1 protein-coding gene is annotated in these 535 nt (G+C 57.4%); it reads right to left on the bottom strand.

Annotation, left to right across the window (positions count from 1 at the left end):
• Nucleotides 1-184: 184 nt before the first annotated feature.
• Nucleotides 185-535 (bottom strand): transposase (locus QN370_RS20605; protein WP_323581831.1); only part of this gene is annotated, 351 nt, incomplete at its 5' end.

Raw genomic sequence — 535 nt, 5'->3', positions numbered from 1 at the left:
TAGCCTGAATGTTTCATGAACCGGCATTTCGGCATGCGTTCCCATCATCATCGCTGCAGCAATGAGGTTGAAGAAATATCAGGCGAAACTCACCCTACCCAATCTGGTGGGAGTCGGGCAATGCGGTTTGGCGGTGGATGTTGTGGGGGAGTGGTCACTTCTCGGCAGACCTGACGTGACCAAGTCAGGACGAATTAAGTCGCTTCGCTGGCGTTGGCAAATACAGTCGTTCGGTCAGTGTTTGCAGCAAGTGCTTGACGGTGCAGGCGCTGGGCAAATGCAGGACGATCCTGTTTTTGCACTGACGTACCTGAACCGCGATCTTGAACAGTTTGGCGATGACGGTCGCTGGCTGCGCCTGCGACAGAGCGGTGTGCTGCAGCGCCTGGGTGCGTAGTTGCTGATGCAGCACGTAAGCGGCGGCATGGAGCAACAGGCGCAGGCAATTGGCAAGGAAGCTGGTGCAGGAAGTGCGGTCGGCCGCAAGGTCGCCCTTGAGATGCTTGATGTAATTTTCGGCCTGGCCGCGCGCGCA

Origin of the sequence: Actimicrobium sp. CCI2.3 (assembly GCF_035019065.1) — a bacterium.
Taxonomy (GTDB): Bacteria; Pseudomonadota; Gammaproteobacteria; order Burkholderiales; family Burkholderiaceae_D; genus Actimicrobium.
Note: the sequence above shows the minus strand (reverse complement) of the source record. Positions and strands in the feature narration are given on the sequence as shown.